The organism is Actinoplanes sp. NBRC 101535 (assembly GCF_030269225.1).
GTDB classification, from domain to species: domain Bacteria; phylum Actinomycetota; class Actinomycetes; order Mycobacteriales; family Micromonosporaceae; genus Actinoplanes; species Actinoplanes rectilineatus.
The window spans coordinates 664,864-681,903 of the sequence record NZ_BSSY01000003.1 but is presented as its reverse complement, the minus strand read 5'-3'; the positions used below and the strand labels follow the sequence as shown (position 1 = coordinate 681,903).

Here is a 17,040-nt window from a genome sequence, read left to right as displayed (position 1 = left end):
GTACCCGTCGTCCAAGGTCTGCTCGGCCTGCGGAGCCATCGCTGAGAAGATGCCGCTGAACATCCGGTCGTGGACCTGCTCCTGCGGGGTAACCCACGACCGCGACGTCAACGCGGCGAAGAACATTTTGGCCGCCGGGCTGGCGGTGTCTGCCTGTGGAGCTGGTGTAAGACCTCAACGGGGGAATCTCCGTTCGGGGCGGTCGGCTGTGAAGCAGGAAACCCGGCGGGCGACCGCCGGAATCCCCGTCCTTTAGGGCGGGGAGAAGTCAATACCGTCGATCCTGTAGAAGGCACGGGACCCGGCGGCGCAGCGCACCAACTCACCGGTCCGGCTGCTGCTGTGCGGCTCAGCGCTGTCGCTCATGGGCGGCCTGCGCTCCGGCATCGCGCCACTACGCGGCCGCGCCGGACTGGAACCGGTGGTGCCCACCCTGGACTACCGGCTCGCCGCCACCACCGATCCCCGCGTCGAACCGGTCGGCCTCGACCGGATCTACGGGCGCTGAGTCGTCAGCCGGGGATGTTCCAGGCCGACACGCGAAGGGCGACCGTCTCGTCCTCGGCCACGCCGGTCACCGCGACGATCAGCATCTTCCAGGTGATGCCGGCGGCATCGGCGGCCGTCCGCGACGTGGTGACGCAGTAGACCTGCCCCTGGCGGATCGGCTGCGACGCCCCAGCGGCCAGCGGACTGTAGTTGATCAGGTCGACGCAGCCGCCCGGTTCCACCGCCTCGGAGGAGGCCACACTGCCCGTCACGCCGCCCTCCAACCCCATCAACGGCACCGTGCCGCCGCAGTCCACCGAGAAACGCACCTCGGCGACGGCCGACGCGACCTGCACCAGAGGCTCGTCGAGGTCGACGAAGATCGCGTCACCGCAGCGTGCGGCCGGCGGGATCTTCAACGCCTTCTCGATGTACTGCCCGGTGTACTGGGCCTCCCTCCTCAACACCGGCGTGGTCGCACTGACCGTCGCGGTGGGCTCCGCGGGAATGCTGACCGGCGGCTCCTCCGGGGCCGGGACGTCCGGCGTAGGGGTGGCGGGCTGCGCGCCCACGCCGGTCTCGAGGGCCTCGATCCGGTCGGCGGCGCTGCTCGCCAGGCTGTGCGCACGCCAGGACAGGACCACGGCAGCACCCGAGAGGAGAAGGGCGAGCAGAGCCACCGCGGCGGCGAACGGAAACCGCCGCCTCGGTTTCGACTTCTTCGGGGCGTCGGGTGGTGGCTGAATCGGATCAGTCGCTTGTTCGTCGCTCACGAGAGAACGTCCTTCGGGATCTCGGACCAGGAGTAATGCGGCACCCTAGTCGCACCGGACCCCCGGCGTGACTGTCGTCTATGCGTCAGAAATATCCCAGCGGGATCGCCTGCCGTCGATCGATAATGTTTCCCCGCGGATCACCGGTTCGCCGGCTCAGCGATCCACTCGGGGAGGGGCCGTGAGCACCACCGATTCCACCGCCCAGACGTCCGGTCGTGCCGGGCGGGCCCGACGTGACCACTGGGCCGTCGTGGGGGCGGTCGCCGGGGTGGTCGGGGCACTCGCCGCGGTCGGCGCCTGGTTCTGGCCGCGGCCCGGGTCCGATCCGGCGAACTCCCCCAGCACAGCCGCTCCCCCCGCCGCCACCGGCTCCCCCGCTCCCCGAACGGCGACGATCGGGGACCCCACGGTGACGCATCTCGACACGATCACCGCCGAGACCGGTGGGGAACACCTCGTGCCGGTGCCCCGGGCCGTGCGGGACCAGGCCGGATTCGCCGACCATCCGATCGCGATCGCCTGCCCCACCAACCAGACCGGCGACCTGGAACGCATCGTCACCTGGCCGCTGAAGGGCCGCTACCTGGACTTTCAGGCCGACGTCCGGCCGTGGTACCCGGCCGGCACCGATCAAGAATCGGCCACCTACGTGACGGCGCTCTCCGGCCAGCGGCAGCCGGACGGGGCGATCACCACCTCGGTGAGCGGACGGCAGCAAAACGCCACGGTCGCCGCCGCCCAGCCGCTGACCGCAAGCGTGGAGGGGGCGGAAAAACTCGCTCTCAAAGTCGAATGCGGCGATCCGAACGGCATCGTCGTCCTCACCGCGGTCCGTCTGACCCCGGCCTGACCGGCATCCGCTTCGTGCCGTTGGCCGGTGACCCCGACCGCCTCACACCGCTGGGCGGCAGGGCAGCCGTCAGTCGATGAGGGCTGCCTCGACGAGTTCGTCCAGGAGTCGCTGGATGGCCGGGGCGCAGCGGGGGCGCTCGGCAGAGGAGAACCAGGCCAGCTCGGCGATCTCGTTGGCGACGGCGGGTTCACCGGCACCCGGGCCGATGAAGCAGATCAGGCGAACCCGGGTGCCGGGCGGCCGGTTGTGGGCGGGCGCCTCGATCGCGGTGAACAGGCGAAGCGTCGCCGGGTCGACGTGGATGCCGACCTCCTCGCGCACCTCACGGGCCGCGGCCTCGGCGTGTGTCTCGCCCGGCTCCGGCTTCCCACCCGGCAGGTAGAAGGCGTCCGAGCCGGAGGCCCGCACCACGAGCACTCGGCGGTCGCGGACGTGCACCCAGGCCGCGGCGACCACCTCGGAGGCTGTCATGTGTGCGGCTCCCCCGCGTGGGGCGCAGACGACGGAATCGCGGCGGGAACAGGGGTGGCGGTCCAGGCTGGCACGGGTGGAACCTACCGCAGGGCGGACCGTTCCCGTACGACAGGCCGGGCCGCGCCACAAGCCGAGCCGCGCCACAGGCCGGGCCGCGTGACAGCACGGCCAGGATCGGGGCGGCGTCGGAACGGGACGACGGCCGACAGCCGAGCGGGACGGGACGACAGCGGGACGGGACGACCACTGACAGTGGGCGGGACGGGACGACCGCTGGCAGTGGACCGGACGACTGCCAGCTGCCGCACGGGACGACAGCGGGACGGGACGACGGCCGGCGGCGGGGCTACAGCGGCGGGGCGAAGGCTGGCAGCGGTGACAGCAGGTACAGCACACGAAGGGGCGCCATGACCGGTTCTGATCGGCTGTCACGGCTGGCCGCCGGCGGGGCGACAGCGGCGCTCACCGCGGGGGCGGGGCTGGTGGTGTGGACGCTGGTGCCGCTGCTGTTCGGGTGGTCGTCGTCGATCGTGACCGGCGGATCGATGCGGCCGGCCGTGCAGCCCGGCGACGTGATCATCTCGTCGTCGCCGACACGGTTCCAGCCGGGTGACGTCATCCGGTTCCGCGTGCCGGGGCGGATCGGGCGGCCGGTGCTGCACCGGATCGTCGGGGTCACCCCGGATGGGGCCCTGCTCACCAAGGGTGACGCGAACGCTGTGGTGGACGGGATCCCGGTGCCAGTCGGTGCGGTCACCGGAACCGGGCGGTGGCGTGTGCCCTGGATCGGGCTGCCGGTCGTGTGGTGGCTGAACCGCGACTACCCCCGTCTGGCAGCGGCCCTGACCACGGTGGTGCTGCTGTCCCTCCTGGCCCTCCGGAGGCGCCCTCCAGCTTCGTGACCACCTACCCAGCCGTCGTCCACGGCTCGCCGCCCGCCCCGTAGCCACCCACCCCAACCGTTCCGCGTCCCGCCGCCAGCCCAAGACGACCATGGACGACCAGACCACGGACGACGGCCGAGAGGAGGCGGCCCCAGACGACGGCTGAGAGGAAGCAGCAGCAGACGCCGGCCGAGAGGAGGCAGCCGCAGACGACGGCCGAGCGGAGCGGGCCGTGACCCAGGGCTGAATTCTGAGTTCGACAGAGCCGTGTACTACGGCTGAGGAAGGTCGAGCCGTCGCCTACGGCTCGTTTTCGCCCAGGAAACAGCCATCGCCGACGGCCGACCCGACCGGGCCGTGCGTTACGGCAGGTTTTCAGGGGGCGGCCCGACCATAGACGACGGCTGACCGGGGCAACGCCGCATGCACCGGCCCCGTAAGCCCGCCGGCAGCCATGGACGACGGCTGGGGCCACCCGCACACACCGGTGCGGGCGCCGCGCGAGCACGGAGCGAGCACGGGCCGACCTTGGTGCGTCGGCCACCGATGCAGGTGGGCAACGCACCAAGATCCGCTGACGGCCCCACGGCCTGCGAGGCGGATCAGCAACCCGCGGAGCGAATCAGCAAGCTGCAGAGCGGATCAGCAACCCGCGGAGCAGATCAGCAAGCTGCGAGGCGGATCAGCAAGCTGCGAGGCGGATCAGCAACCTGCGAAGCGGATCAGCACGCAAAAACCGGGTGCGACGGCAGGCGTACCCGGGAAGGGTTGTCAGATCTCGTCGATCAGGTCGGCGACACTGTTGATGATGCGGGACGGCCGGTAGGGGTAGGTCTCGCTCTCCAGGCGGCTGCTGATGCCGGTGAGGACCAGAATGGTCTCCAGCCCCGCCTCCAGACCGCACAGCACGTCGGTGTCCATCCGGTCGCCGATCATCGCGGTGGTCTCGCTGTGCGCGCCGATCGCGTTCAGCGCCGAGCGCATCATCATCGGGTTCGGTTTGCCGACGAAGTACGGCTTGACGCCCGTCGCCTTGGAGATCATCGCGGCGACCGAGCCGGCCGCCGGGAGCAGGCCCTCGTTGGAGGGGCCGGTGGCGTCCGGGTTGGTGCAGATGAACCGGGCGCCGCCGCTGATCAGGCGGATCGCCTTGGTGATCGCCTCGAAGCTGTAGGTGCGGGTCTCGCCGAGGACCACGTAGTCGGGGTCGAACTCGGTGAGGATGTAGCCGGCCGCGTGCATCGCCGTGGTCAGGCCGGCTTCGCCGATCACGTACGCCGTCCCGCCCGGCCGCTGGTCGGAGAGGAACTGGGCGGTGGCGAGGGCGGCCGTCCAGATCGACTGTTCGGGCACCTCGAAGCCCATGCGCAGCAGACGGGCCTGCAGGTCACGCGGGGTGTAGATGGAGTTGTTCGTCAGGATCAGGAACGGCTTGCCGGATTCCTTCATCCGGTTGACGAATTCGGGGGCGCCCGGCACCGGTTCGCCCTCGTGGACGAGGACGCCGTCCATGTCGGTGAGCCAGCTCTCGATCGGCTTGCGTTCCTTCACTGGGGTGCTCCTCGTCGCGCGGGTGGGGGGCAGCAGTCCGCGGGGCAGACGTCCCAGGTCGGCAGCGTACCCAGTGCCGGCCGGGATCGATCATCGGTACGCTCCTGCACGAGTTCCCGCACCATGGACACGAACTGCGGGTGCACGCCCGGTGTCGCGGCCCGGGCGTATCCCAGGCCGAGGCCGGCGGCGGTGTCCTTGGCCTCGTTGTCCAGGTCCCAGATGACCTCGAGGTGGTCGGAGACGAATCCGATCGGGCTGACCACCACGTCGGTGACGCCCTTGTCGGCGAGCATCGGCAGGTGGTCGTTGATGTCCGGTTCGAGCCACGGGATGTGCGGCGGGCCGGAGCGGCTCTGCCAGACCAGGTCGTAGCCGAGGTCGGGGGCGGCAGCGGCCCGCACCAGCCGCGCGGTCTCCTCCAGCTGGGCGGTGTACCGGCCGCCTTCCGGACCGGCCGTCGAAGCCATGCTGACCGGGATGGAGTGCGCGGTGAAGACGATCCGCGTGGTCGCCCGGCGGGCCGGGTCGAGGGTGGCCAGTGCCGCGGTGACGGCCTGCGCGTGCGGTTCGACAAAACCGGGATGGTCGTGGAACTGCCGCAGCTTGGCGATCTTCGGGGCTTTCGGGCCGACGTGCGCCCGCGCCTGGGCGATGTCCTCCCAGTACTGCTTGCAGGAGGAGTAGCCGCCGTACGCGCTGGTGGCGAATCCGAGCGCGTGCTCGATGCCGTCGTCGCGCATCTGCGCGACGGTGTCGGCGAGCATCGGGTACCAGTTGCGGTTGCCCCAGTAGGTGGGGAGCGTGATGTCGTGGGCCGCGAATTCGGTCTCGATCGCGGCCAGCAGGTCACGGCACTGCTGGTTGATCGGGGACACCCCGCCGAAGTGCATGTAGTGCTCGCGCACCTCGGCGAGGCGCTCATCCGGGACTCCGCGCCCGCGCACCACGTTGCGCAGGAACGGCATCACGTCATCGGGCTTTTCGGGACCGCCGAAGGAGAGCAGGACGAAGGCGTCGTAAACCACCCGCCCATCCTGCCACCACCGGGCGGCCCCAGCCCCGGCGGTCAGGCGTATCGGGCGTGGAAACCGCCGTCGACGTGAACCATCTCACCGGTGGTGGCCGGGAACCAGTCGGACAGCAGGGCGCACACGGCCTTGGCGGTCGCCTCCGGGTTGGAGAGGTCCCAGCCGAGTGGCGCGTTCTGGGTCCAGGCGTCCTCGAACTCGCTGAAGCCGGGGATCGACTTGGCGGCCATCGTCCGCAGCGGCCCGGCCGCGACCAGGTTGCTGCGGATGCCGTGCTTGCCCAGGTACATCGCGAGGTACCGGGACGCCGACTCGAGGCCGGCCTTGGCGACGCCCATCCAGTCGTACAGCGGGTAGGCCTTGGTCGCGTCGAAGGTCATGCCGACGATCGAGCCACCGGCGTCCATCATCGGCAGGCAGGCGATGGCCAGGGACTTGTACGAGAACGTCGACACGTGCAGTGCCTGCGCCACGTCCTCCCACGGCGTCTCGAGGAAGGTGCCGCCGAGCGCGCTCTGCGGAGCGAAGCCGATGGAGTGGACAACGCCGTCCAGTCCGTCGACGTGCTCACGAACCCGGGAGGGCAGGCTCTCCAGGTGCTCGGGGTTGGTCACGTCCAGTTCGATGACGGGCGCCGGCTCGGGCAGGCGCTTGGCGATCCGCTCCACCAGCGAGAGCCGGCCGAAGCCGGTGAGCACGACGGTGGCCCCGGCCTCCTGCGCGAGTTTCGCCACCGAGAAGGCGATCGAGGCGTCGGTGATCACGCCGGTGACGAGCAGCCGTTTTCCGGCCAGCAGTCCAGACAAGTTTTCTCTCCTGAAAAGTCTCTCGGAAAAATCAGTGCCCCATGCCGAGGCCCCCGTCAACGGGGATCACGGCGCCCGAGATGTACGCCGCACTGTCGCTCGCCAGGAAGGTCACCGCCGCGGCGACCTCGTCCGTGCTGGCCAGGCGACCGGCCGGGACGGACTTGATGATCTCGGCCTTGCGCGACTCCGGCAAGACGGCGGTCATCTCCGTCTCGATGAAGCCGGGCGCCACCACGTTCGCGGTGATGTTGCGGGTGCCCAGTTCACGGGTGATGCTGCGGGCCATGCCGACGAGGCCGGCCTTGCTCGCCGCGTAGTTCACCTGGCCGGGTCCGCCGTACAGGCCGACGACCGAGGAAATGAAGATCATGCGGCCCCACTTGGCGCGCAGCATCTTGCCGCTGGCCCGCTTCGCGCACCGGTAGGCGCCGGTCAGGTTGGTGTCGATGACCCGCTCGAACTGCTCCTCGGACATCCGCAGCAGCAGCGTGTCGTCGGTGATGCCGGCGTTCGCGACGAGGACCTCGATCGGGCCGAGCTCGTTCTCGACGAAGGTGAAGGCGGCGTCGACGGCCGCCGAGTCGGTGATGTCGCACTGCACCCCGAACAGGCCTTCGGGTGCGCCGGAACCACGGTGGGTCACCGCCACCCGGTCACCCTGCGCAGCGAACGCCTGGGCGATGGCCAGGCCGATGCCGCGGTTTCCTCCGGTCACCAGAACGGTGCGAGCCACAACGCATCCCTTCGACGGGGTCGGGGGCACGACAGCCTTTCGTGACCGCCCTACCCTGCTGGGAATGGAGACTAACGGCCCGCGGTCCGGAGGCGGAGTGACGGGGCCGCTGACTTACCTAACGTTCAAGCAGGAAACTCCCAGGCCAGCGGGTCGCCGATCGACGTACGTGGTGCCCGTGCTGCTGTTCTCGATGGTCGGGCTCGGATTCGCGGACGCCGAATACCTGGCCGCCAACCGTGATCTTCCGTCCTGGCTGACGACCCTGCTGGCGGCCGGTGCGGTGGTCCCGGTGCCGCTCGCGCTGCGGTTACCGGTGTGGGCGTGGCGGCTCGGTTTCGTGATGCTGTTCCTCGGCGTGCTCGGCACGACGGCGCAGGAGAGCTGGCCGTGGGCCACCGTGCAGATCCTCGGTTTCCTGTTCGTCCTGCTCCGTCTCGCCGCGACCAGCGAGTCGGCGGTCACGCTCTGGGCGACCGGCCTCAGCCTGTGCCCGGTCTTCCTGTTCACGCCGCCGTCCAACGCGTGGGGTGTGGCGGTGCTGCTGGTGGCGATCGCCGCGCTCGGCGACATCGTCTCGCGGCGCCGTAGCGCCCGGGAGATGTCCGAGATCACCGAGCTGGAGCGGGCCCGGCGGGCGGTGCTGGAGGAGCGCGCCCGGATCGCCCGGGAGATGCACGACGTGGTGGCGCACCACATGTCGATGATCGCGGTGCAGGCGGAGACCGCGCCGTACCGGGTGGACGGGATGAACGACGAGACCCGTCAGGAGATGGCCGGGATCGCGACGACCGCCCGGTCCGCCCTCACCGACATGCGCCGCCTGCTCGGTGCGCTGCGCGCCGAGGACGCGGAGGCCGAGAAGCAACCCCAGCCGGGGTACGCGCAGATCACCGATCTCGTGGCGACCGCGCGGAAGGCCGGACTGCCGTTGGAGGCTTCCGTGGCGGAGGTCGACGGTGTCTCGGACGCGAGCGGACTGGCGACGTACCGGATCGTGCAGGAGGCGCTCGCCAACGCGGCCCGGCACGCCCCCGGCGGCACGGTCCGGCTCGGCATCCGCCTCGGCGACGACGCCCTGCTGGTGGACGTCGTCAACGAGCTCACCAGCGAACCCGGCCGCAACCGGACGGGCCACGGCCTGATCGGCATGCGCGAGCGTGTCACCCTTCTCGGCGGCGACCTGACGGCCGGACCCGACGGCGACGGCGGGTACCGGGTGGCGGCCCGCATCCCCCGGCGACCGGAGACTCGATGATCACGGTATTGATCGTGGACGACCAGGCGATGGTCCGGCAGGGCTTCGGGGCACTGCTCGCCGCCCAGCCCGACCTGCTGGTGGTCGGCGACGCCGCGGACGGGGCGGCCGCGATCACCGCCACCCGGGCCCTGAACCCGGACGTCGTGCTGATGGACGTCCGGATGCCGGTGATGGACGGTCTGGAGGCCACCCGCCGGCTGCTCGCCCCGGGCGCGGCCACCGGCACCGGCTGCCCGAAGGTGCTCATCCTCACCACGTTCGACCTGGACGACTACGTCTACGAGGCGTTGCGCGCCGGAGCCAGCGGGTTCCTGCTCAAGGACGCCCCGGCCGCCGACCTGATCAACGCGGTCCGGGTGGTCGCGTCCGGCGAGGCGCTGCTCGCCCCCTCGGTGACCCGGCGGCTGATCGCCGAGTTCGCCGCCCGGCCGCACCGTGACCGGATCCGTCCGGTTCAGCTCAACGGGCTCACCCCGCGGGAGACCGACGTGCTGCGCCTGATCGCCCGCGGCCGCTCCAATCAGGAGATCGCCGCCGAGCTGGTGGTGGCGGAACAGACCGTGAAGACCCATGTGGGCCGTGTGCTGGGCAAACTCTCCCTGCGCGACCGCGCCCAGGCGGTGGTCTTCGCCTACGAGTCGGGGCTCGTCGCCGCGGGAGAGTGACCCGATTTTCTTAAGTGGTACTTAAGGAGTACGCTCCCACACGGTTCCTGGCCCGACGACTTGACGGAGGTGATCGCTGTGCGAGATAGCGATCCTCCTAGTCGCGGCCGGGACGCTCGTCAGCGTTTCTGACCGCTGACCAGACCTCCCTGTCCCGCACCCACGGCCCGCCGCCTCGCGCTCGGGCCGGACCGGTCGTGTGCGCCACGACGCCGGGTGCCGGGATACGGCCGCACGTGATTTGCGCGCTCTCCCCCGCAAAGTCACCAGCGGAAGTTGGTTCATCATGAAGAACTTCGTCGCGCCACTCGGATTCACCCTGCTCTCGGCCTGGGTGGTCGTACTGTTCGTGCTCGCGCACGCCGCCCCCTGACCGGGCGGCGCGCGCGCTCACCTCACGGCAGGCGGGACGTCCAGAGCAGGCTCATCGCCGCGCCGACCAGACCCAGGAACAGGCCTGCGGCCGCGTACCACTGGGTCACCTCGCGCGGCTCGGTCCGGTGCCCGATCGAACTGCCCATGTCCTCGTAGACCTGCTTCAGCTCGGTCACCGACGCGGCCTCGTAGAAGTAACCCTTGGTCGAGTCGGCCAGATCCTGCAGCGAGACCCGGTCCACCGGCACCCGCTGCACCGACCCGCGGATGTCCACCACCCCGCTGTCGGTGCCGAACGCGATCGTCGACACCGGCACGTTGGCCTGCGCCGCCGCGGTCGCCGCGTCCTCGATCGACCGGCCGGACGTGCGGTAACCGTCGGAGAGCAGCACGATCCGCGCGGGCGGGGCACCGTCGGCGCCGTCCGAGGGCACCGTCCGGATGGCGTCCAGCGAGGTGAACACCGCCTCACCGGTCGCGGTCGCCTCGGCCAGGGTCAGGCCGTCGATCGCGCTGATCACCGCGGACCGGTCCTTGGTCGGCGAGACCAGCACGTTCGCCGCCTTCGCGAACGACACCAGGCCCAGGTTGTAGCCCTCCGGCAGCTCGCTGACGAACGCCTTGGCCGCCTCCTGCGCGGCCTCGATGCGGCTCGGCGCCACGTCGTCGGCCTGCATCGACAGCGACACGTCGATGGCGAGCATCACGGTCGCCCGTTCGAGCGGCTGCTCGGTGTCGACCGAGGGCCGGGCGGTCGCCGCCGCGAGGGCGCCCAGCATCAGCAGGAACGCACCGGCCGAGACGTGCCGCCGCCAGCCGAGGCCCTTCGGCGCGAGGGTGCGCAGCAGGTCGACGTTGGTGAAGCGCATCGCGAACTGGCGTTTGCGGAACTGGCGCCAGACGTACAGGCCGGCCATCGCGACGACCGGCAGCAGCGTCAGCAGCCACCAGGGCTCCAGGAAACGGATCATCGTGTGGTCCCTCGGGTACGGGCGTGGCGCTGAGCGGCCACGAAGCGGACCATGTCGAGCAGCCAGTCGGTGTCGGTACGCAGCCGCAGGTGGGCCGCTCCGGCGGCCCGCAGTGCCCGGGCGATCTCGGCGCGCTGCTCGGCCGCCGCGGCGGCGTACCGCCGGCGCAGCCCGGCATCGGAGGTCTGCACCTCGTGCAGCACACCGGACTCCGGGTCGGCCAGGGTCAGCACGCCGACGTCGGGGAGCTCCAGTTCGCGGGGGTCGACGACCTCGATGGCCAGCACGTCGTGCCGGACGCCGAGCTTGCGGACCGGGCGTGCCCAGCCGTCCACCGGTGACAGGAAGTCGGAGATCACCACGGCCACGCCGCGCCGGCGGGGTGGCCGGTTGAGCATGTCGATCAGGGCGCCCAGGTCGGTGCGCCCGGGCCGGATCTCGGTGCGGGCGATCGCGCGGAGCAGGCCCTGCGCCTCCTTGCGGCCGGGCCGGGCCGGCATCCGGACCACCGGGGCCTGCGGGGGCGGCGCGGGCGCCGTCGCCGTCCTGCGGCGCCACCAGCTCGTGCCGGGACCCTTGTCGGGTACGCCGGAGCCGGTGCCCACGACCGCGCCGATCCGGTTGCCGCCGCGTGCGGTCAGGTGTGTGACCGCGGTGGCCGCGGCGATCACCAGGTCGCGTTTGAGCCACCGGGCCGTGCCGAAGTCGAGACTGGCGGAGAGGTCGACCGCCAGCCACGTCTCCAGTTCGCGGTCGGCGACCGTCCGCCGCACGTGCGGCATCGTGGTCCGGGCGGTGACCGGCCAGTCCATCCGGCGCACGTCGTCGCCGGGGCGGTACTCCCGGGACTCGCCGGCCTCGGAGCCCGGGCCGGGCAGCAGGCCCGCGTAGTCGCCCTGGAGCAGACCGTCCAGTTTGCGGGTGACCAGCAGTTGGAGGCGGCTCAGCACGGCTTCGCCGCGGGCCGCCTCGTCCGGGGCGAGGGGTGTCTCCGCGCCCGGTGTGCTCACGCCGCCTCCTCCCGTCCGGTCACGACTGACCGTGCCATGCTCCGCCGCCCTGCGGGTAGGGCTGGCGTCCGTCGAACGGTGCCGCCGGGACCCCGCTGGTCGGCTGCACCCCGTTCGGACCACCGGGAACGCCGGGTCCGGCCAGGCCGTTCGGGATGCCCTGCCCGTTCGGCATGCCGGGACCGCCCGGGATGCCCTGGCCGTTCGGCATGCCCTGGCCGTTCGGCGAGACGCCCTGGCGGGAGGCGACCGACGGCATCGGGACGGCCTGCATGATCCGGGCCACGATCTGGTCGGCCGGGATGTCGTCGGCGAGCGCGTCGTAGCTGAGCACCAGTCGGTGCCGCAGGATGTCCGGGGCGACGTCGAGCAGGTCCTGCGGGAGCGCGTAGTCGCGGCCGCGGAGCAGGGCCAGCGCCCGGGTGGCCCGGACGATGCCGAGCGAGGCGCGCGGGCTGGCGCCGTACTGAATCAGCTGGGCGACGTCGGGCATGCCGTGCTGGGCCGGGGCGCGGGTGGCCAGCACCAGCCGGACCGTGTAGTCGACCAGCGCGTTGTGCACGAAGACCTGGTCGGCCCGGCGCTGCAGGGCGAGCAGGTCGTCCGGCGTGAAGATCTGCTGCGGCTCGGGCGCGCTGACCCCCATCCGGTAGACGATCTCGCGCTCCTCGCTGTCCGTCGGGTAGCCCACGACGATCTTCATCAGGAAGCGGTCGCGCTGCGCCTCGGGCAGCGGGTAGACGCCCTCCTGCTCGATCGGGTTCTGGGTGGCCATCACCAGGAACGGGTCGGGCACGTCGTAGCTCTTGCCGCCGATCGACACCTGGTGCTCGGCCATCACCTCGAGCAGCGCCGACTGCACCTTGGCCGGCGCACGGTTGATCTCGTCGGCGAGCAGGAAGTTGACGAACACCGGGCCCAGCTCGACGTCGAACTTCTCACTGGTCTGCCGGTAGATCCGGGTGCCGATGATGTCGGAGGGCACCAGGTCGGGGGTGAACTGCACCCGGGAGAACGATCCGCCGACCACCTTGGCCAGGGTCTCCACGGCGAGGGTCTTGGCCACGCCGGGAACCCCCTCGAGCAGACAGTGCCCGCGCGCCAGCAGCGCCACGAACATCCGCTCGACCATCCGGTCCTGGCCGACGATGACCCTCTTGACCTCGAACATCGCCCGCTCGAGCAATGACGCGTCCTGCGCGGGCGGCACCGGCGCTGCGGCGTCCGGACTGGTCTCGGTCTCGGGCGTGCTCGGCTGCGACACCGGTCCTCCACAACGGTATGAGGCGCCGGCGCGGGTGCCGACGTCCAAGACTTACACGATCCGACTGAAAGCTTCCTAGCAGAGGCGGCTATGTGCCGCGACGAGCACCATAGGCCGGTCGTGTTGATCTTTCTGCGCGATCCGCCGGTTCGGGCACGGTAACCGGGTGGATACGCGCGGATCTGAAGCGTGTAGCATTTGGCTCGTCGCCGGGCGGCTTCCCCCGTGGCCGCCCGGCGCTAAAACTCCCATCCGTCCTGCGAACTACGGTGTGACGGCATGGTTGAGGACAGCATGGTCGAGGATCTCTTTTCCCCGCGTCGACAGTTGGACCCCCAGTGTTCCGCCAAGGGATGCCGGGCGGCAGCCACGTGGCAGCTGCGGTGGAACAACCCGAAACTGCACACGCCGGACTACCGCAAGACCTGGCTGGCCTGCATCGACCACAAGGACAGCCTGTCCGAGTTCCTGTCCCGGCGCGGATTCCTGCGCGAGGTCACCCCCTTCGGCGCGGCGGAGCAGGCGGACATCTCCTAGGCTTCACGTTGTGAGTGACCCGTCGGTACGTACCGTTGTCGATGCTCTCGAACCATGGCCGGACACCGTCGAGTGGCGCCCGGTCTCCGGCAAGTTGTTCTGGGTGCAGCTGATCGGCATCGTCACCTGGACCGTGGTGTTCGCCGCCGGCCTGATCACCGGCTGGTTCTTCGCCGAACATCCGGCCTGGCTGGTCGCGCTCGGCGTCGAGGTGCTGACCGGCATCTGGCGGGTGGTGGTGGCCGCCCGCGCGGTCCAGGCCTGGGGATACGCCGAACGCGACAACGACCTGCTGGTCCGGCACGGCCTGCTGGTCCGGCACCTGTCCATCGTCCCGTACGCGCGGATGCAGTACGTGGACGTCACCGCCGGACCGTTGGAGCGGGCGTTCGGGCTGGCCACCGTCCAGTTGCACACCGCCGCGGCGGCCAGCGACGCCCGGGTCCCCGGGCTGCCACCCGAGGAGGCGGCCCGGTTGCGCGACCGGCTGACCGCCCTCGGCGAGGACCGGGCCGAGGGCCTGTGACCAGCACCGGACCTCTCCACCCCGCGCCCACCGGCCCGGAAGAGCCCGCGCCCACCGGCCTGGAAGAGAACGCCCCCACCGGCCCGGAAAAGACCGTCACCCCGCCGCCGTACCCCGGCCTGCCCACCGAGAACGAGGCCCTGCCGCCCGCCCGGCCACCCGCGGAGGCGGAACCCCGGCAGCGGCTGCACCCACTGAGCCCGCTCCTCAAGGGCGCCAAGAGCCTGGTGGTCATCGTCGCCGCGCTCTCCTGGCAGACGCTGTCCCAGCTCGGCCCGCTGCACTTCGCCATGGTGGTGGCCGCCCTCGCGGTCGCCGTCGTGATCTTCTCGGTGATCGGCTGGTTCACCACCGGATACCAGGTGGTCGGCCGGGAACTGCGGGTCACCGAGGGCCTGATCTGGCGGCGTACCCGGGCGATCCCCCTCGACCGGCTGCAGTCGGTGGAACTGCGCCGGACCCTGCTGGCCCAGATCACCGGCCTCGCGGAGCTACGGCTCGAGGTGGTCGGCGGCGGCAAGACCGAGGCACCACTGGCCTACCTGACGGTCCGGGAGGCGAGTGCCCTTCGGGAGCGACTGCTCGCGCTCTCCGGGCGTACCCCCGTGGTGGCTCCTGAAGAGAGCCCGAGCCCGGCGGACCCGGCGGCGCCGCCCGTCGCCGCACCGCCCGCCGAGATCGCGCTGCACCAGGTCCGCAACGAGAACCTGCTGACCAGCCAGCTGCTCACCCCGCAGGCGTTCTTCCTGCCGATCGGTCTCGCCTGGGTGATCATGCAGTTCGTGCTGGAGGGGTCATGGACCTTCGTCGGCATCGCCAGCACGGTCACCGCGATGGCCGGTGTGCTGCTGCAGCCGATCCGCCGGGTGCTCGCCGACTGGGGTTTCCGCGTCTCCCAGGACCGGGACGGCCGGCTGGTGCTGCACTACGGCCTGACCGAGACCCGCAGCCAGGTGGTGCCCACCCGGCGGGTGCAGACGCTGCGGATCACCTGGCCGCTGCTCTGGCGCCCGAAACGCTGGCTGATGCTGCGCCTGGAGATCGCCGGGGTGTCCGTGCCGGAGTCCGGGAACGACAACAGCTCCGACCGGCTGCTCCCGGTCGGCGACCTGGACACCGCGCGTGCCCTGATCGCCACCGTGATGCCCGGCGTGGAGCTGACCGCGATGGCCACCTCGCCGCCGCCGTCGCGGGCCCGCTGGCTGCATCCGATCAGCCTGCGGTTCCACGGTGCGGGATTCACGCCGGACGTGTTCGTGACCCGCTGGGGGCGGGTGACCCGGGAGATGAGCCTGGTCCCCTACGCCCGGCTGCAGAGCGTCCGGGTCGTCCAGGGTCCGGTGCAGCGGATGCTCGGCCTGGCCACGGTCTACGCCGACACGGCCGGCGGGCGGGCCGGGATCGCCCGGGACCGGGACCTCGCCGAGGCGTGGGCGATCGCCGACGAACTCGCCTCCCGCTCCCGTCGGGCTCGCGCCGTCCAGGCCACACCGCACTAAACTCGATTGATGGAGTTCCCGGAGTTCTCGCCCGGTCTCGGCGCGCGGGTCGAGCTGCTGGTCACCGACGCCGACACCGCGCAGGCGGTCGGGTCCGGTGACGTCCCGGTGCTCGGCACACCGCGGGTTCTCGCCCTCGCCGAGGCGGCCACGGTCGCCGCGACCGCCCGGCAGATCCCCGGCGGGGTCACCACCGTCGGCACCCGCGCCGAGGTGGAGCACCGGGCGCCGACGCCGGTCGGCCGCCGGGTGACCGCGACCGCCACGCTGACCAAGGTGGACGGGCGCAAGCTGCTCTTCGAGGTGACCGTCCACGACGGTGAGACGCTGGTCGCCGAGGTCCGCATCGAGCGGGTGCTACTGGACCGGCAGAAGTTCATCGGCCGGGCGCTGGGTTAGCGGCTCAGCCCCAGCGCGCGGCCAGTTCCGCCGCGGTGGGCATGGCGGTGGCGCCGCCCGGCCGTTCGCAGACCAGGCCGGCCACCGACAGGGCGAACGCGACGTGCTCGCGCCAGTCGTCCGCGCCGGCCGGCCGTCCGTGCTCGAGCAGGCGGCTGATCAGCGCGGCCATCACCGAGTCACCGGCGCCGGTGGCGTCGATCGCGGCGACCGCGGGTGCGGGCAGGTCGATGCTCTCGCCGAAGGCGGTCACCCGGGCGCCGTCCGCGCCGCGGGTCACCACCACGGCCCGGGCGCCGAGCCGCTCGACCGGATCGGTGTCGCCGTAGAGGACGGCCGCGTCGGCGGCGCTGAGCTTGACCAGGTCGGCGGTGGCGGCGAACTCCTCGACCAGGTCGCGCAGTTCGGCCACCGCGGCCGCGCCGGGCAGCAGTGTGGGGCGGACGTTCGGGTCGAAGACGCGGATCGGGCCGGGCACCGCCCACGCCTGCCGGGCCGCGGACCGGAACGGCTCGCGCAGCAGGCAGATCGAGCCGGTGTAGAGCACCGCCGCTCCGGCGATCGTCGACGGGTCCAGGTCGGCCGGGGTGAGCTGCGCGTACGACGGGGGCTCGCCGTAGAAGGTGAAACTCGGCTCAGCGCCCTCGAACGTGGTGACGGCGAGGGTGGTGGGGACCGGCACCCGGCGGATCCCGTCGCCGCCGACGCCCGCCTCGTGCAGGAAGTCCGCCAGCCGGTCGCCGAGGATGTCGCCGCTCAGGGTGCCCGCGTAGGTGACCCGGCCGCCCAGCCGGGCAACGCCGACGGCGACGTTGAGGGGTGCGCCGCCGATCGCCTGACGGTAGATCCGTTCCCCGTCGAGGTCCGCCTCGAGCAGGTCGATCAGCGCCTCGCCCATCACCATCGCGTAACCCATGCCTCAGCCTCTCACCC

Annotated in this window: 20 protein-coding genes; 10 read left to right on the top strand and 10 right to left on the bottom strand. The window is 71.4% G+C overall.

Annotated features, from left to right (window positions below; all coding sequences use genetic code 11):
* The coding region (locus tag QSK32_RS12115) for a zinc ribbon domain-containing protein (RefSeq protein WP_285471901.1) at positions 1-256 on the top strand (256 nt) is incomplete at its 5' end.
* 108 nt (positions 257-364) lie between these two features.
* Positions 365-508, top strand: a complete 144-nt coding sequence (locus QSK32_RS12110) for a hypothetical protein (RefSeq protein ID WP_285471900.1) — start codon at positions 365-367, stop codon at positions 506-508.
* A gap of 4 nt (positions 509-512) precedes the next feature.
* On the opposite strand, the gene QSK32_RS12105 is transcribed toward QSK32_RS12110, so the two are convergent.
* On the bottom strand, positions 513-1,262 hold the full coding sequence (locus QSK32_RS12105; protein WP_285471899.1) for a hypothetical protein: 750 nt from the start codon (positions 1,260-1,262) through the stop codon (positions 513-515).
* Between the two features lie 181 nt (positions 1,263-1,443).
* On the opposite strand from QSK32_RS12105, the gene QSK32_RS12100 reads away from it, so the two are divergent.
* Positions 1,444-2,115, top strand: coding sequence for a hypothetical protein (locus QSK32_RS12100; protein WP_045741202.1), 672 nt, complete (start codon positions 1,444-1,446; stop codon positions 2,113-2,115).
* A gap of 69 nt (positions 2,116-2,184) precedes the next feature.
* Here the strand turns inward: QSK32_RS12100 and QSK32_RS12095 are convergent, their stop codons facing one another.
* Positions 2,185-2,589 (bottom strand): NUDIX hydrolase, encoded by a 405-nt coding sequence (locus QSK32_RS12095; RefSeq protein WP_285471898.1) that lies wholly within the window; start codon positions 2,587-2,589, stop codon positions 2,185-2,187.
* 410 nt (positions 2,590-2,999) lie between these two features.
* Between QSK32_RS12095 and QSK32_RS12090 the strand changes: the two genes are divergently transcribed.
* Entirely contained in the window at positions 3,000-3,494 is a 495-nt protein-coding gene (locus tag QSK32_RS12090) for a signal peptidase I (protein WP_045741204.1), read from the top strand.
* A gap of 753 nt (positions 3,495-4,247) precedes the next feature.
* On the opposite strand, the gene QSK32_RS12085 is transcribed toward QSK32_RS12090, so the two are convergent.
* Genes QSK32_RS12085 through QSK32_RS12070 form a run of 4 tightly spaced genes read right to left on the bottom strand, consistent with a single transcriptional unit; the run spans position 4,248 to position 7,600 of the window.
* Positions 4,248-5,084, bottom strand: a complete 837-nt coding sequence (locus tag QSK32_RS12085) for an HAD-IIA family hydrolase (RefSeq protein ID WP_425394624.1) — start codon at positions 5,082-5,084, stop codon at positions 4,248-4,250.
* Positions 5,024-6,055: a ferrochelatase gene (locus QSK32_RS12080; RefSeq protein WP_045741206.1), complete on the bottom strand. Its 1,032-nt coding sequence runs from the start codon at positions 6,053-6,055 to the stop codon at positions 5,024-5,026. The genes QSK32_RS12085 and QSK32_RS12080 overlap by 61 nt, the downstream gene beginning before the upstream one ends.
* 41 nt (positions 6,056-6,096) lie before the next feature.
* Complete coding sequence (fabI, locus tag QSK32_RS12075; protein WP_045741207.1) at positions 6,097-6,864, bottom strand: enoyl-ACP reductase FabI; 768 nt, start codon at positions 6,862-6,864, stop codon at positions 6,097-6,099.
* 31 nt (positions 6,865-6,895) lie between these two features.
* The gene (locus QSK32_RS12070; protein WP_045741208.1) at positions 6,896-7,600 is read right to left on the bottom strand and encodes a beta-ketoacyl-ACP reductase; all 705 of its coding nucleotides are present in this window, start codon (positions 7,598-7,600) and stop codon (positions 6,896-6,898) included.
* Between the two features lie 178 nt (positions 7,601-7,778).
* Between QSK32_RS12070 and QSK32_RS12065 the strand changes: the two genes are divergently transcribed.
* Both QSK32_RS12065 and QSK32_RS12060 read left to right on the top strand, forming a co-directional pair.
* Positions 7,779-8,858, top strand: a complete 1,080-nt coding sequence (locus tag QSK32_RS12065; RefSeq protein ID WP_245673863.1) for a sensor histidine kinase — start codon at positions 7,779-7,781, stop codon at positions 8,856-8,858.
* The gene (locus tag QSK32_RS12060) at positions 8,855-9,526 is read left to right on the top strand and encodes a response regulator (protein ID WP_045741210.1); all 672 of its coding nucleotides are present in this window, start codon (positions 8,855-8,857) and stop codon (positions 9,524-9,526) included. The genes QSK32_RS12065 and QSK32_RS12060 overlap by 4 nt, the downstream gene beginning before the upstream one ends.
* A gap of 395 nt (positions 9,527-9,921) precedes the next feature.
* On the opposite strand, the gene QSK32_RS12055 is transcribed toward QSK32_RS12060, so the two are convergent.
* The 3 genes from QSK32_RS12055 to QSK32_RS12045 are packed head-to-tail and all read right to left on the bottom strand — an operon-like array spanning position 9,922 to position 13,146.
* Positions 9,922-10,872: a VWA domain-containing protein gene (locus QSK32_RS12055; RefSeq protein WP_045741211.1), complete on the bottom strand. Its 951-nt coding sequence runs from the start codon at positions 10,870-10,872 to the stop codon at positions 9,922-9,924.
* Positions 10,869-11,882 carry a DUF58 domain-containing protein gene (locus tag QSK32_RS12050; RefSeq protein WP_045741212.1) on the bottom strand — a complete coding sequence of 338 codons (1,014 nt, stop codon included), beginning with the start codon at positions 11,880-11,882 and terminating at the stop codon, positions 10,869-10,871. Before QSK32_RS12050 ends, QSK32_RS12055 begins: the two co-directional genes overlap by 4 nt.
* Before the next feature lie 19 nt (positions 11,883-11,901).
* On the bottom strand, positions 11,902-13,146 hold the full coding sequence (locus tag QSK32_RS12045; RefSeq protein WP_045741213.1) for an AAA family ATPase: 1,245 nt from the start codon (positions 13,144-13,146) through the stop codon (positions 11,902-11,904).
* A 279-nt stretch (positions 13,147-13,425) separates the two neighbouring features.
* Between QSK32_RS12045 and QSK32_RS12040 the strand changes: the two genes are divergently transcribed.
* The 4 genes from QSK32_RS12040 to QSK32_RS12025 are packed head-to-tail and all read left to right on the top strand — an operon-like array spanning position 13,426 to position 16,107.
* Entirely contained in the window at positions 13,426-13,683 is a 258-nt protein-coding gene (locus tag QSK32_RS12040) for a hypothetical protein (RefSeq protein WP_157410900.1), read from the top strand.
* A 10-nt stretch (positions 13,684-13,693) separates the two neighbouring features.
* Positions 13,694-14,209, top strand: coding sequence for a PH domain-containing protein (locus QSK32_RS12035; RefSeq protein ID WP_045741214.1), 516 nt, complete (start codon positions 13,694-13,696; stop codon positions 14,207-14,209).
* The gene (locus QSK32_RS12030) at positions 14,206-15,708 is read left to right on the top strand and encodes a PH domain-containing protein (RefSeq protein WP_285471897.1); all 1,503 of its coding nucleotides are present in this window, start codon (positions 14,206-14,208) and stop codon (positions 15,706-15,708) included. Before QSK32_RS12035 ends, QSK32_RS12030 begins: the two co-directional genes overlap by 4 nt.
* Before the next feature lie 9 nt (positions 15,709-15,717).
* The gene (locus QSK32_RS12025; protein ID WP_045741216.1) at positions 15,718-16,107 is read left to right on the top strand and encodes a thioesterase family protein; all 390 of its coding nucleotides are present in this window, start codon (positions 15,718-15,720) and stop codon (positions 16,105-16,107) included.
* 4 nt (positions 16,108-16,111) lie between these two features.
* Here QSK32_RS12025 and QSK32_RS12020 read toward each other — a convergent pair whose 3' ends face one another.
* Positions 16,112-17,023, bottom strand: coding sequence for a carbohydrate kinase family protein (locus QSK32_RS12020; protein ID WP_045741217.1), 912 nt, complete (start codon positions 17,021-17,023; stop codon positions 16,112-16,114).
* Positions 17,024-17,040: the final 17 nt, after the last annotated feature.